At 71.5% G+C, this 14096-nt stretch carries 10 protein-coding genes; 4 read left to right on the forward strand and 6 right to left on the reverse strand.

The window, feature by feature from the left end; genetic code table 11:
* Positions 1 to 5 precede the first annotated feature (5 nt).
* From ENE75_RS22355 to ENE75_RS22370, 4 genes are all read left to right on the forward strand, one after another.
* Positions 6 to 1343 carry a glycoside hydrolase family 30 protein gene (locus ENE75_RS22355; RefSeq protein ID WP_158289054.1) on the forward strand — a complete coding sequence of 446 codons (1338 nt, stop codon included), beginning with the start codon at positions 6 to 8 and terminating at the stop codon, positions 1341 to 1343.
* Entirely contained in the window at positions 1340 to 4636 is a 3297-nt protein-coding gene (locus ENE75_RS22360; RefSeq protein WP_158289055.1) for a GH149 family glycoside hydrolase, read from the forward strand. The genes ENE75_RS22355 and ENE75_RS22360 overlap by 4 nt, the downstream gene beginning before the upstream one ends.
* Positions 4637 to 4651: 15 nt before the next feature.
* The gene (locus ENE75_RS22365) at positions 4652 to 7006 is read left to right on the forward strand and encodes an MFS transporter (protein WP_128200869.1); all 2355 of its coding nucleotides are present in this window, start codon (positions 4652 to 4654) and stop codon (positions 7004 to 7006) included.
* A 61-nt stretch (positions 7007 to 7067) separates the two neighbouring features.
* The gene (locus ENE75_RS22370) at positions 7068 to 8057 is read left to right on the forward strand and encodes an NAD-dependent epimerase/dehydratase family protein (RefSeq protein WP_128200871.1); all 990 of its coding nucleotides are present in this window, start codon (positions 7068 to 7070) and stop codon (positions 8055 to 8057) included.
* 45 nt (positions 8058 to 8102) lie between these two features.
* Here ENE75_RS22370 and ENE75_RS22375 read toward each other — a convergent pair whose 3' ends face one another.
* From ENE75_RS22375 to ENE75_RS22395, 6 genes are all read right to left on the reverse strand, one after another.
* Positions 8103 to 9941, reverse strand: a complete 1839-nt coding sequence (locus ENE75_RS22375; protein WP_128200873.1) for a cytochrome c — start codon at positions 9939 to 9941, stop codon at positions 8103 to 8105.
* Between the two features lie 25 nt (positions 9942 to 9966).
* Positions 9967 to 10125: a hypothetical protein gene (locus ENE75_RS24950; RefSeq protein WP_158289056.1), complete on the reverse strand. Its 159-nt coding sequence runs from the start codon at positions 10123 to 10125 to the stop codon at positions 9967 to 9969.
* A gap of 172 nt (positions 10126 to 10297) precedes the next feature.
* On the reverse strand, positions 10298 to 11230 hold the full coding sequence (locus ENE75_RS22380) for a glycoside hydrolase family 16 protein (protein ID WP_233259219.1): 933 nt from the start codon (positions 11228 to 11230) through the stop codon (positions 10298 to 10300).
* Complete coding sequence (locus ENE75_RS22385; RefSeq protein WP_128200875.1) at positions 11223 to 12161, reverse strand: glycoside hydrolase family 17 protein; 939 nt, start codon at positions 12159 to 12161, stop codon at positions 11223 to 11225. Before ENE75_RS22385 ends, ENE75_RS22380 begins: the two co-directional genes overlap by 8 nt.
* Positions 12161 to 13135: a glycoside hydrolase family 17 protein gene (locus ENE75_RS22390; RefSeq protein ID WP_199232389.1), complete on the reverse strand. Its 975-nt coding sequence runs from the start codon at positions 13133 to 13135 to the stop codon at positions 12161 to 12163. Before ENE75_RS22390 ends, ENE75_RS22385 begins: the two co-directional genes overlap by 1 nt.
* A gap of 25 nt (positions 13136 to 13160) precedes the next feature.
* A complete protein-coding gene (locus ENE75_RS22395) occupies positions 13161 to 14096 on the reverse strand; it encodes a glycoside hydrolase family 16 protein (protein WP_128200877.1) in 936 nt (311 codons plus the stop codon).

A 14096-nucleotide genomic window follows, 5' to 3' on the forward strand; every position in this document is an offset into this window, starting at 1 on the left:
TGGTGATGACCGCGCGCGACGGTGGTGCGCGGCTCGCGGCGCAGCCCGTGGCCTCCGTGGCCCCGGGCGACGCCGACGGGCCGCGGGTTTCGATCGATGCCTCGCGCCGGTTCCAGACCGTGCTGGGTTTCGGCGGCGCCTTCACCGAGGCCGCGGCCGTCACCTGGCAGACGCTGCCCGAAGCCGAGCGCGAAGCCCTGCTGCAGGCCTACTTCGACCCGGCCACCGGCCACGGCTACACGCTGGGCCGCGTGCACATGGGCAGCTGCGACTTCTCGCTGGGCCACTACGCGCATGCCGACGTGCCGGGGGACCTGGCGCTGGAACATTTCAGCATCGCGCGCGACCGCGTGGCGCTGCTGCCGTTCCTGAAAGCGGCCCAGCGCGTGGCCGGGCGGCCGCTGACCCTGCTGGCGTCGCCCTGGAGCCCACCGGCCTGGATGAAGGACAACGGCCGGATGGCCCATGGCGGCCGGCTCAAGCCCGAATGCCGCGAGGCCTGGGCACGGTGCTTCGTGCGCTTCATCCAGGCCTATGCCGACGAAGGCGTGCCGATCTGGGGCGTGACGCTGCAGAATGAGCCGCTGGCCGTGCAGCGCTGGGACTCCTGCCTCTGGTCGGCCCAGGAGGAGCGCGACTTCGTGCGCGACCACCTCGGCCCGGCGCTGGACACGGCGGGCCTGGGCCACGTGAAGATCCTCGGCTGGGACCACAACCGCGACCTCATGGTCGAACGTGCCAGCGTGCTCTATGGCGACCCGGACGCGGCGCGCCGCTTCTGGGGCCTGGCCTTCCACTGGTACGGCGAACCGCACTTCGACCACGTGCGCCAGGTGCACGAGGCCTGGCCGGACAAGCAGCTGCTGTTCAGCGAAGGCTGCCAGGAAGGCGGCCCGCACTGGGACAGCTGGGCCGCCGCCGAGCGCTACGCGCTCGCCCTGGTGAACGACCTCAACCACGGCACCGTGGGCTGGATCGACTGGAACCTGCTGCTCGACGAGACCGGCGGCCCCAACCACGTGGGCAACCTGTGCCACGCCCCGGTGCTGGTGGACCGCGCTGCGAACCGCTGGGTCGCGCAGCCGTCGTTCCACGTGCTCGGGCAGTTCGCGCGCTTCGTGGCCCCGGGCGCCCGGCGCGTGCTCTGCACCGCCACCCGAGAGGCCCTGGCCACCACCGCCCTCGCCAACCCCGACGGGTCGGTGGCGGTGGTGGTGCTCAACCGCGGTGATGAGGCCCTGTCCTGCGTGCTCACCCATGACGCCGGGCAAGGCCGCATCGACCTGCCGGCGCACGCCATCGCCACCTGCACCCTCCCGCCGGCGCTGCCGGCCGCCGCATGAACCCCACTCCACCGGCCCGCATGCAGGGCCAATTCGAGACCGACGCCGAAGGCGAGACCTGGTACCGCCTGGACGGCATCGACGCCGCCGACCCCTTCTTCATGGCGCTGGCCGGCGACAGCGACCTCTGGGCCTTCGTGTCGTCGGCCGGCTCGCTGGCCGCCGGCCGCCACGACGCCGAGGGCTCCTTCCTGCCCTATGAGACGGTGGACAAGATCCACCGCCGCTGGGAACACACCGGGCCGCGCACCTGGATCCGCGTCCACCGCAGCGGCGCCGCGCCACTGCTGTGGACGCCGTTCACGCCGCGGCTGGACGGCCGGGGCGGTGCACGCGCCCTGTGGAAGAACCTGTCGTCCACCCGCATCCGCTTCCGCGAGGACTGTCCCGAGGCCGGGCTGGCGTTCGAGTACGAGTGGTTCACCTCGGCCGAACTCGGCCTGGTGCGCAGCGCACGACTGCAGCTGCTGCCTGCGGCCGCGCCCGTCTGGGTGGACGTGCTCGACGGCGTGCTGAACCTGGTGCCGCCGGGGGTCAGCGTGCTGCTCAACAACACGATGAGCTGCCTGGCCGACGCCTACAAGTGGAACGAGGCCCTGGCCGGCGGCCGCCTGGGCCTGTACACGCTGTACGCCCAGATCTGGGACCGCGCCGAGCCCAAGGAATCGTTCCAGGCGCTGGTGGCCTGGCACGCCGGCCTGCCCGCCGGCACGCGCACGCTGCTGTCGGCGCACCAGGTGGGCGCCTTCTGCCGTGGCGGTGCGGTCCAGGCCGAGACGCTGACGCGTGGACGCCCTGGCGCCAGTCTGGCGCAGTTCACCGCCACCGTCGACGCTGCCGGGCTGGCCTGGCACCAGGTGATCGACGGGCCGCGCTCGCAGGTCGAGGTCGACGCGCTCGCGCGGCGCCTGGCCGCCGGCGACGGCACGGCCGAGCAGATCGTCGCGGCCCGCCGGCGCAACACCGCGGGTGTGGACGAGCTGCTGGCACGCGCCGACGGCCTGCAGCACTCCGGCGACCCGCTGGCCGCGGCCCACCACCGCGCCAACGTGCTGTTCAACATCATGCGCGGCGGCGTCTTCGTCGACGGCGCGAACATCGACCGCGACGACCTCGTGGCCTTCGCCCGCCAACGCCACCTGGCGCTGGGCGAAACGCTGGCCGAAGCCGCCGCCGCGTGGCCTGCGACGATGGCGCGCGCCGACCTGCTGGCCCGCGCGGCCGCGCTGGGCCCGCAGGTCGAGCGCCTGGCCATGGCCTACCTGCCGCTGACCTTCAGCCGCCGCCATGGCGACCCCAGCCGGCCCTGGAACAAGTTCAGCGTGCGCGTGCGCGACGCCCAGGGCCGCCGCGTGCTGAACCACCAGGGCAACTGGCGCGACATCTTCCAGAACTGGGAGGCGCTGGTGCCCAGCGAACCGGCTTGGGTGGGCTCGATGGTGGCCACCTTCGTCGGCGCGATGACGCCCGACGGCTACAACCCCTACCGCATCGGCCGCGACGGCATCGACTGGGAGGCCATCGAGCCCGACGACCCCTGGAGCTACATCGGCTACTGGGGCGACCACCAGGTGGTCTACCTGCTGCGCCTGCTGGAGGCGGCGCAGGCACACGACCCGGCGCTGTTGGACGGGCTGTGGGACCGCGCGCTCTTTCCGTTCGCCGACGTGCCGTACCGCCTGAAGCCGCACGCCGAGCAGGTGCGCGCGCCCAAGCAGACCATTCACTTCGACCACGCCGCCCACGAGCGCGCCCACGCGCGCAAGGCGGCGCTGGGCTCCGACGGACTGCTGGTCTGCGACGCCGACGGCCAGCCTGTGCTGGCCACGCTGGGCGAGAAGCTGGCCAACATCGTGCTGGCCAAGGCCGGCAGCCTGCTGCCCGGCGGCGGCCTGTGGCTGCACACGCAGCGGCCGGAGTGGAACGACGCCAACAACGCGCTGGCCGGCTACGGCCTGTCGGTGGTGACGCTGGCGCACTTGCGCCGTTTCCTGGCCTGGCTGGCCGCATGGCCCCGCGCTGCCGCCCCGTTCGCGCTGCCGGCGGCCACGCTGCAGGCGTTGAAGGGTCTGCTGGCGCTGGTGCAGGCCACGCCAATCACCGCGGTGGACGATCCGGTGCAGCGCCGCCGCTTCCTGGACACTGCCGGGGCCTCGCTGGACGCCTGGCGCGCGGCGGCCTACCAGGGCGCCACCGGCCGTCAACCAGCCACGGCCCCTGAAGGCCTGCTGCCGGCGCTGGCCGAAGCCCTGCTGCCTCTGGTGGACGCCACGCTTCAACGCTGCCGGCGGCCAGATGGCCTGTTCGACACCTACAACCTCGTCGCCTTCGGTGAGGGGACCGCCGAGGTCTCGCGCCTGTACCCCATGCTCGAAGGTCAGGTGGCCGTGCTGTCGGCCGGCCTGCTGGCCCCGGCCGAGGCCACGACGCTGCTGGACACGCTCTTCGCCAGCCCGATCTACACCGCCGATCGCGACAGCTTCCTGCTCTACCCGGACCGCGACCTGCCCCGCTTCCTGGCGCGCAACCGGCTCGACGACGACGCGCTCGCGCAACCGGTGTTGCAGCGTCTGCTCGCCGCCGGACGGCACGACCTGCTGCAGCAGCAGGCCGACGGCACCGTGCGCTTCGCCCCGGCGCTGGCGAGCCGTGGTGACCTCGAAGCCGCCGCTGCCGACCTGGGCCACGACCTGCCCGCGCTCGTGGGCATCTACGAACGCGTGCTGGGCCACCACGCCTTCACCGGCCGTTCCGGCACCATGTTCGGCTACGAGGGCCTGGGCTGCATCTACTGGCACATGGTGGCCAAGCTGCTGCTGGCCGTGCAGGAACAGGTATTCGCCGCACTCGACGCCGGCGACCCGGCCCTGCCCGCGCTGTGCCGGCACTACCGCCGCGTGCGCGACGGGCTGGGCTACAAGCGTGGCGCCGCGGCCTTCGGCGCCTTCCCGCTCGACCCCTACAGCCACACGCCTGGCGAGGGCGGCGCGCGCCAGCCCGGCATGACCGGCCAGGTGAAGGAGGAGATCCTCACCCGTTGGGGCGAACTGGGCCTGCGCATGCAGGGCGGCCAGGCCCGCTTCGACCCGGTGCTGCTGGACGCGGCCGAGGTGCCGCTGGACGGCGTGCTGCGGTTCACCTGGCGGCGCATCCCCTGCACCTGGCGGCGCGGCGCGGCCACCCGCCTGCGCGTGCGCACCGACGCCGGGTGGACCGACTGCCCCGACCGCCGCTTCGACCCCACCGGCGTCGTCGAGATCGAAGCCACCGTGGCGATCCCCGACAGACCCTGACCCCATCTCCCCACCATGACAGCCCACGCCGTAGCCACGCACAAGATCCCCTTCGGCCAGAAGGTCGCGTTCGGCCTGGGCATGCTGGCCAACCAGATGTTCCCGGCGGCGCTGGGCATCTTCATGGTGGTGCTGGTGCAGAACCTGGGCTTCCCGCCCTGGATGTGGGGAGTGCTGTTCTTCCTGCCGCGGGTGTTCGACTCGGTCACCGACCCCATCATGGGGTTCATCTCCGACAACACCCGCTCCAAGTGGGGGCGGCGCCGGCACTACGTGTTCATCGGCGCGATCATCATGGGCATCTCCTTCGTGGCGATGTGGCAGCTCTACCGCGAGGACGGGGTCACCTACAACTTCATCTACTTCCTCGCCTGGTCGCTGGTCTTCTACCTGGGGCTGACCATCTTCAGCGTGCCCTACGTGGCCATGGGCTACGAGATGAGCGATGACTTCCACGAGCGCACCAGCATCATGGCGGTGGCGCAGTGGATCGGCCAGTGGGCCTGGGTCATCGCGCCGTGGTTCTGGGTGGTGATGTACGACCCCAGCTGGTTCCCCAACGCCGACACCGCCACGCGCACGCTGTCCGTCTGGGTGGGCGTGGTCTGCGCGGCGCTGGCCATGGTGCCGGCGATCTTCCTGAAGAGCCGCCCAACCACCGACGACACCAGCCTGGTGCCGCTGGACATGAAGAGCCTGGGGCGCGGCATGCGCGAGATCCTGGCCGGCTTCAAGGACGCCTTCGGGATCGCCCCGTTCCGCAAGCTGTGCTTTTCCACCTTCCTGATCTTCAACGCCTTCAACACGGTGGCGGCGTTCTCCTTCTTCATCGTCGTCTACCACCTGTTCAATGGCGATGCGGCCGCGGCCGGCATCTGGCCCACGCTGTTTGGCAGCGTCGGGGCACTGGTCACCACGTTCGCGGTGATCCCCACCGTGGCGTGGATGTCCAAGCACATGGGCAAGAAGAACGCCTTCATGCTCTCGCAGGGCATCTCCATCATCGGCTACGTGCTGCTGTGGTTCCTGATGGTGCCGGGCAAGCCGTACATGTTCATGCTCGCGCTGCCGTTCTTCAGCTTCGGCATCGGCGGCCTGTTCACGCTGATGATGTCGATGACGGCCGACGTCTGCGACCTGGACGAGCTGGCCACCGGCAAGCGCCGCGAGGGCATCTTCGGCGCCATCTACTGGTGGATGGTGAAGTTCGGCTTCGCCATCGCGGGGCTGCTGAGCGGGGCGATCATGACGGTGGTCGCCTTCACGCCCGGCGCGGCGACGCAGCCAGACGGCGCGGTCGACGGCCTGCGGCTGTTCTACTCCGGCGTGCCCATCGTCGGCACCCTGCTGGCGATGTGGATCATGCGCAGCTATGACCTCGACGAGGCCCGCGCCACCGAGGTCCACGCCGAACTGGAGCGGCGCAAGCAGCGCGCCAACGCCGGGGCCGGCTCGTCCAGGCCGTCGGCGCCGCGCGTGCCGCTGGTCGCGCGTGGCCTGGACCTGCGCGCCGGTGCCCTGCCCGGCCCGGCCACGCCCGAACAGGCCCACGCGCAGTTCCGGGACCTGCTGGCCAACCGCGTCTACGGCCTGTGCTTCAGCCCCTACGTCGAAGGGCAGGACACCGCCGACGTGCCCACCGACGCACAGATCCATCGCCGCATCGGCATCGTCGCGCCACACACGCGCTGGGTGCGCACCTTCTCCTGCACCGGTGGCCAGGAGCGGATCCCGGCCGTGGCGCGCGAGCAGGGTCTGAAGACGATGGTCGGCGCCTGGATCAGCGGCGACCACGAACGCAACGAGCGCGAGATCGCCAGCCTGGTGCAGCTGGCCCGCGAAGGCCTGGTGAACGTGGCCGTGGTTGGCAACGAGGTACTGTTGCGTGGCGAACTCGACGAGGCCGAGCTGATCGCCTACCTGAAGCGCGTGCGCGAGGCCCTGCCCGACGACGTGCCGCTGGGCTGCGTCGACGCCTACTACCAGTTCCTGGAGCGGCCCGCCCTGGTGGCCGCCTGCGACGTGGTGCTGCCCAACTGCTACCCCTTCTGGGAGGGTGCGGAGATCGGCGTGGCAGCACAGTACCTCAAGCGCATGCATGCCCTGGTGCAGGCCGCCGCCGGCGAGAAGCCGGTGGTCATCGCCGAGACCGGCTGGCCCGGTCGCGGGCAGCCGGTGGACGACGCCGTGCCGTCGCCGGAGAACGCGCTGCACTACTTCGTCACCGTGCAGCAGTGGGCGCGGCGCGAAGGCGTCAAGATGTTCTACTTCGCGTCCTTCGACGAGCCGTGGAAGCTGGCGCAGGAAGGCGACGTCGGGCCCGAGTGGGGGCTGTGGGACAAGGACGAGCGCCTGAAGTACGGGGCCTGAGCCGCAGCGGCACGCCGATCACGACGGTGCCCCGACGCCCGCGCGCGGTAGATTCCCGCGCATGAAGATCCTCGTCACCGGCAGTTCCGGGCACCTGGGCGACGCGCTGGTGCGCACGCTGCGCGCGCAGGGGCATGACGTCGTGGGCCTGGACATCGTGCCGGCAGTTGGCACCGATGTCGTCGGCTCCATCGTGGACCGCGCGCTCGTCGCGCGCTGCATGCAGGGCGTCGACGCCGTGCTGCACACGGCCACGCTGCACAAGCCGCACGTGCACTTGCACAGCCGGCAGGCCTTCGTCGACGTCAACGTCAGCGGCACGCTGAACCTGCTCGAGGCCGGGGCCGCTGGCCAGGTGCGCGCCTTCGTCTTCACCAGCACGACCAGCACCTTCGGCGATGCGCTGAGCCCGCCGCCACCGGCGCCGGCTGCCTGGATCACCGAAGACGTGGCACCGGTGCCGAAGAACATCTACGGCGCGACCAAGGTTGCCGCCGAGGACCTGTGCCGGCTCTTCCACCGCAACCATGGCCTGCCAGTGGTGGTTCTGCGCACGTCCCGCTTCTTTCCGGAAGGGGACGACGACGAACATCGCCGCCTCGGCTTCGACCCCATGAACCTGAAGGTGGTCGAACTGCTCCACCGGCGGGTGGACCTGCAGGACGTCGTCGACGCCCACCTGCTGGCCATGCAGCGTGCCGCCGACATCGGGTTCGACCGCTTCATCATCAGCGCGACATCGCCGTTCGAGCCCACGGACCTGGACCTGCTGCGCGGCCAGGCCTCTGCGGTGCTGCGACGGGTGGCGCCGGGCTTCGAGCCGGTGTTCGCGGCGCGGGGCTGGCGCATGCTCGAGGACATCGACCGCGTCTATGTCAATGCGCGCGCCCGCCAGGTGCTGGGCTGGCAGCCCAGGTATCACTTCGGCCGCGCGCTGGCCGACCTGACCCAGGGCCGCGATCCGCGCAGCCCGCTGACCCTCGCCATCGGCCACAAGGGCTACCACCCCGGACGCACCGACGGCGGCATCTATTCGACCCCGACGGGGTGACCATCGCAGACTCCGAAGCCGAGGCGCCGAGGCCTGCCGCCGGCGTCAGCGCGACTTCTGAACGACCAGCGCGCTGACCGCGCCGGCACGGTGACCCCACGCCTGGCGGATGTAGGTCAGCACCGCCGCCGTGTCTTCGACCGACAGTTCCGCTGGCGGCATGCCGTACGGCAGCGGATGGTCCCGCGTGGCGGCCCCGAAGCCGCCGTGGCGCAGCACGGCCAGGAGGTTGCGCACGCCGGGCTGCGTGACGCCCGGGTTGCCCGCCAGCGGCGGGTAGGCGCCGGGCGCACCGCGGCCGTCGGCGCCGTGGCAGTCGGCGCAATGCCGGGTGTAGACGCGCTCGCCGGCGTTGACGACCCGCGGATCGGCCGGCGCCGCCGCGCGCGGGGCGGCGACGGCCGGCAGCGCCAGCAGGTGGTCTGCCACGGCCTGCAGGTCGGCCGGCGTCCAGTGCTGGGTGCTCGCCTGGACCACTTCGGCCATCGGCCCGCTGGCAGTGCCGAAGGCGTTGCGGCCGGTGCGCAGCAGCGCCACGGTCTCGGCCGCCGGCACCGGGCGGCCCTGCACCGGGTGCAGCGAGGGCGCCGTCCAGTCCTGGCCAGGCAGGTCGCCGCCGAGCAGCGCGCGGCCGGGCGCCGACCAACGGCCGCGCGGCGCATGGCATTCGCCGCAGTGGCCGAGGCCCCGGGCCAGGTAGGCACCGCGCGCCGGCCCGCTCGCCGGTGCCTGGGCCAGCGGCGGCGCGGGCGCGAAGTTCAGCCACTGCCACGCGGTCATGGCCAGCGGCGTGTTGTACGGGAAGCGCAGCGCGTGCGGCCGGTTGCGCTGCACCACCGGGGGCAGGCTGCGCAGCCAGGCGTAGAGCGCGTCGTTGTCGGCACGCGCCACGTGCGTGAACGAGGTGTAGGGAAACGCCGGCAGCAGGCGACGGCCATCGGGTGCGCGTCCTTCGTGCATGGCGCGGTGCAAATCGTCGGCGCTCCAGCGGCCGATGCCCGTCTGCGGGTCGGGGGTCAGGTTGCTGGCGTAGACCACGCCGTAGGGCGTGGGGATGGCCCGACCGCCGGCCATGGCGGCCCCGCCCGGCGCGGTGTGGCAGCCGGCGCAGTTGCCCAGCTTGGCGAGGTAGGCGCCGCGCTCGGCGGCGGCGGACACCGCCACCGGTGCGGCCTTTGGTCCGGGCGGCGTGGCGCTGCCGCAGGCCAGCGGCCAGTCGCCGGGCGGGCGTTCGGCCGGCGCCGTCCGCGACGGCAGCGGCTGCGCGGCGAGCCAGCGTGCGACGAGCGGCAGGTCGCCGGGCGACAACCGGTGCACCACCTCGGCCATGCAGTCCGGCGTGCGGGCCTGGCGCTGGCCGTTGCGCCAGGCGCCCAGCTGGGCCAGCAGGTAGTCGGCCGGCAGGCCCAGCAGCCCGGGCACGTGGGATGCCACACCGGTGAGCGTGAGGCCGTGGCAGGCGACGCACGCCGGCACGCCGCGCGCGGCGTCGCCCTGGGTGACGAGCGCACGGGCGCGTGCGGTATCGGCCGGGACCAGCGTCGACGCGACCGGGGGCGGGTAAGGCAGCGACTGCCCGCTGAAATGCTGCGCCAGCGCCGCCAGCATCGCGTCGTCCAGGGGCTGCAGCAGCGCCGCCATCGTGCGGTGGCGGCGGCGACCGTCGCGGAACGCCTGCAACTGGGCCAGCAGGTAGCCGGCCGGCTTGCCGGCCAGGCGCGGCACGTAGCCTTCCGGACTGGAACGCCCCTGCGGCCCATGGCACCCCGTGCAGGCCAGCGCGCGCTGCGCCATCGTGTCGGGCACCTCGCGTGCGAGGGCCGCACCGGTGGCCTGCCACAGCACCAGCCCTGCCAGCAGGCGCAGCAGACCCTTCATGCGCATGGCGGGCACGCCGAACTGCGGGCGATCACCGCGCGGACGACGGCTTCAGGTGCTCGTCGACGAAGCGCCCGCGCCGATCGAGACGGCTGGCAAGCTGTTCAGGGTCGTGGAAGCCGTGGACCACCCGAGGATCGTCCGCTCCCACAGGATTCGCGCCCACGCCTGTCGTGTGATCGTCGTCCATTGTCTGTGCTGGTCCCGCCCTGCGTGCACGACCCACCACCGGCCGGTGCGTGGGTCGCCACGCAGGATAACCAACGCGGTCGATCACCTCGCGGCCGATCGGCGAGCGATAGGCGTCCTCGGCCCAAGGCGGCGTCACCGGCCGGTGCAAGGTTCACCGGGCGGTCGACACCTCAACCCGGCGCCTGCCACACCCGCACGTGCTCGACCTGCATCTCCACCGGGAAGATCGTGTCGTCCACCGGCCCGCCCAGGTCGCCGCCGATGGCGATGTTCAGGATCAGGAACTGCGGCGCATCGAAGGGCCAGGCCGCGCCACCGGGGCCGCTGTTGAGGTAGCGGAAGTGCTCCACCCCATCCACGCTGAAGACGATGCGCTCCGGGGTCCAGTGCATCTGGTAGTCGTGGAACGCGCTGCACGCCGTGGCCAGCGTGCGGCCCGCGCCGCGCCCGTTGCCGCCGCTGCCGGCGGCGGTGTGCACCGTCGAGAACACGTGGTCCGGGTTGCGGCCCGTGTGCTCCAGGATGTCGAGTTCGCCGTCCTGCGGCCAGCGGCCGCCGCTGCCCAGGGTCCAGATCGCCGGCCAGGTGCCGCGGCCGCAGGGCATTCGCGCCCGCACCTCGAAGAAGCCGTAGGTCCATTCGGCCAGGCCACGGGTGATCAACCGTGCCGAGGTGTAGCGCTGGCCGCCCCAGTCCGGCGCGCTACTGAGCGATTCGCGCCGGGCCGTGATGACCAGCCGCCCGTCACGCACCTCGGCGTTCTCCAGCCGGCCCGAGGCGTAGTACTGCAGTTCGTTGTTGTACCAGCCGGCCTGGTTGCGCCCGGTGTCGGCGACCCACCGGGTGGCGTCGGGCTGGCCTGGGGTGTCGAACTCGTCGGCCCAGGCCAGCACGTAGTGGGCGGGCGCGGCAGCAGGCGGTGGCATGCCCACCGGCGGCGGCGCCGTGGGTGGCGACGGTGCAGGTGCCGGCGAAGGGCTGCCGGCCACCGGGCCACTGTCACTGGCCGCCCCGCCGCCGCAGGCCGCGAGGAAGGCCACCAGGAGGAACAGCCAAGCCGCCGGGGCGCCACGGCGTGCCCGCGTGGTACACGCCTCAGTCATGCGCCGTGGCCACGGCCGGCCAGTCCTGCATCGCCAGCTTGGGCTCGCGGTCCACCGTGAACAGGCCCCAGTGCTTTTCCGGCTCCAGCGGGTCGGGCGATCCCTTCCAGGGTTCGTCGAAGGCCTCGAAGACGAAGCACAGCCGCTGCTCGCGGTCGGTCCATGCCATCAGGTCGCGCAGGTAGATCGCCTGCAGTTCCTGCGCGGCGTGCTCGGCATGCATGCCGCGGCCGTTGCTGCGCGTGCACCAGCCGGCCTCGGTGATCACCACCGGCTTGCCCGGATGGGCGCGCTCCACGCTCTCGACGTTGTGGCGCGTGTAGTCCAGCGCTTCGTGGATGTGCTTGTACTCCCACACCGGGTAGGTGTGCACGGAGATGAAGTCCAGTTCGGGCACCAGCGGCTTGAGCTTGTCCAGCCAGGGCACGTAGTTCTCGCAGAAGGTCACCGGCTGGCGCACGGCGGCCTTCACGCGGCGCACGTGGTGCAGCATGCGCTCCACCGGCACGATGTGGTCGCTCCAGTCCACGGTGCATTCGTTACCCACGGCCACGCTGAAGACGATGTCCTCGTAGGCCTGCGCGAGCGCGATCAGGCGCCCCACCTCGACCTCGTTGGCCGCGATGCTGGCCTCCAGTTCGTCCTCGGCGTACACACCGCCCCAGGGGCAGCCGAAGTTGTTCATCTCCGGTCCCAGGTAGGCACCGAGCATGACCTTGAAGTCCATGCGCTCGCGCCGGATCACCTCCAGCACGCGCTCGGCATGCGGGCTGCAGTCGTACAGGCGCAGCAGCGGCCAGTGCGGCTTCAGGATGAGGAGGTCTTCGTGGATCTGCTCCAGGCTGGGGTAGATGCGGCTGTCGGGGCTCTGGCCCTCGCGGTAGCCGGAGTAGCAGATGGCACGGCCGGTGGGGATGTCGATCTTCTGCATCAGGCGAACTTCGGCTTTCCGTCCTTGTCCCACAGGCCCCAGTAGGCCCCGACATCGCCTTCGGCGCCGACCTTCCAGGCCTCGTCGAAGGCCGCGAAGTAGAAGACCTCCAGGTCCTCTGCCTCGGCCCACTGGATGGTGTCGACGAAGTACGCCATCGCGCCTTCGGTCGAGGGCACCGAGCCGTGGAACGCGCTGCCCTGGTCGGGCCAGCCGGTCTCGCTGATCACGATGCGCTTGCCGGGGGCCGCGGCGCGCGTACGGCGCACCATGCTCTGCATGTAGGCCAGTGCGCCCTCGCGCGGGCAGCCCTCCCAGAACGGGTAGCAGTTGGTCAGCACCACGTCGCAGGCGGCGGTGATACGCGGGTGGAGCTCGAAGAGGTAGTAGGCGTCGACGTAGCCCACCGGCACGCCAGGGAGGGCGTCCTTGACGCGCTGGATGCACGCGAGCAGTTGATCCTCGCCCATGTCCTCGCGCAGCAGCACCTCGTTGCCCACGGCGACGATGTCGGCGTGGCCGGCACGCGCGACCTCGATCACGCCGGCGATCTCGCGCTCGTTGATCTCGTCGTCGGTGCCGATCCAGGCCCCCACCAGGGTCTTGATGCCCATCTCGTGCGCGATGCGGGGCGTCTGCTCGTGGCCGTCGGTGCACGAGAAGGTGCGGATCCAGCGCGTGTAGGGCTGGATGATCTGCAGGCGCTCGCGGATCTGCGCCTCGCTGACCTGCGAGCCCGGCGACTGGCCTTCCAGGTAGGGGCTGAAGCAGAAGCCGTGCACGCCGCGCTGGAGCACACCGCGGAAGGCATCGTTCAGCGTCTGGCGCTCGGCATCGGTCCAGACCTCGGGCTTGACGTGCGACCAGGCGCCGCCCTGGGCGGCCACCCGCGGCATCGCGCCGGAGCGCACGGGGTCGGCTGCCGGGTATTCGCCGTGCTCGGCGTCCTGCTGGGGAATTCGGGGTTTCGACATCGTGTTCTCCAATGGCCTTGCGTGTTCAGTTGCGGCGCTCGTTGACGTGGCCCTTCTGCCAGGGCATCACGCCGGGGCCACGGGGCTTGACGGGGCCGTAGCCGCCCACCTTGTCGTACACGCGCACGTAGTCCACCACCAGTTCGGCGGGGAAGCGGGTCTGGTCGTTGGGCACGCCGGGGAAGTTGCCGCCGACGGCGACGTTCATCACCAGGTAGAAGGGCTGGTCGAAGGGCGCCGGCCACGGGTGCAGGTCGGCCTCCTTCTTTGCCTCCACGCCCTGGCCCTTGACGAGCTTGCCGCAGCTCCACCAGAAGTCGTAGGTGCAGGTCTGCACGTCGTCGACGTAGAAGCGGATCTCGCCCGGCTCCCATTCCACTGCGTAGGTGTGCCAGTCCGACACCAGGCTGCCCTGGGGCAGCGCGTGCGTGGTCGTGATCAGCGTGCGCCGCGGGAAGGTGGAGCCGAAGTGGATGCTGTTGAGCACCTCCTGCGGCTTCTCACCGACGATCTCCATCAGGTCGATCTCGCCGCTGGCCGCCCAGCCGCCGTAGGTGTCGTCCACCGGCAGCATCCACAGCGCCGGCCACAGGCCCTTGCCCCAGGGCACCTTGGCCCGGAACTCGATGCGCCCGTAGCGCTTGGCAAACAGCACCGAGCCATCCCGCGCCTTGGTCTTCAGCCGCGCCGAGGTGTAGCCGCAGCCGTGCAGCGGCGCCTTGACGGCGCGGATCGACAGGCAGCTGTCGCGCACGACCACGTTCTCCGGCTCGTGCGTGTAGTACTGCAGTTCCTCGTTGCCCCAGCCCGGGACCCAGGCGTGGTTCTTGTAGTCGTAGAAGCCGTTGCCCAGGTCGAAGTCCCACTTGGTCCGGTCGACGGCGTCGCCTTCGAACTCGTCGTGCCAGACCAGGGTCCAGCCGGGGCGGCGGGCGCCGCGGGGGGCTCGGATGCGGGCCAT

Origin of the sequence: Rubrivivax albus, assembly GCF_004016515.1 — a bacterium.
Taxonomy (GTDB): domain Bacteria; phylum Pseudomonadota; class Gammaproteobacteria; order Burkholderiales; family Burkholderiaceae_C; genus Rubrivivax; species Rubrivivax albus.